Source organism: Mesorhizobium sp. M1C.F.Ca.ET.210.01.1.1, from assembly GCF_004791585.1.
Lineage (GTDB): Bacteria > Pseudomonadota > Alphaproteobacteria > Rhizobiales > Rhizobiaceae > Mesorhizobium.
In genome coordinates this window covers 1-282 of record NZ_SRUU01000227.1, presented here as the reverse complement: position 1 = coordinate 282, position 282 = coordinate 1, and the positions used below count along the sequence as shown (strand labels likewise).

Sequence of the window (282 nt, the reverse complement as noted above, 5' to 3'; positions counted from 1 at the left end):
ATGGCGAGCACGAAGCGCGGACGGACGGCCAGCGTGATGAAAACTGGCCGGACTGGTACGCGGCGTACATCGTCGCGGAGCACACCGGGCAACATAACGCGGTTCGCCCGAGCGCAGCGTGAAATTGGCCTGGCCTCGGGCGAGCCGCCGACGCGAAGAGGTTTTCCGTCTTCGCTGTTCGCGGTCCTGCCGCGCCTGCTCGAGCGCTCGGGGCCAGGCCGCATCGGGTCCATCACAAGCCTCTACAGCGTTCCGTCGCCTTCCAGAAGGACGCTGTAGAGG

The 282-nt window shown here is 66.7% G+C and carries 1 pseudogene; it reads left to right on the top strand.

Annotated features, from left to right (window positions below):
• Positions 1-90 precede the first annotated feature (90 nt).
• Positions 91-252 (top strand): annotated as a pseudogene (locus EN853_RS33690) (EscN/YscN/HrcN family type III secretion system ATPase); the annotation flags it as partial.
• Between the last annotated feature and the right edge of the window lie 30 nt (positions 253-282).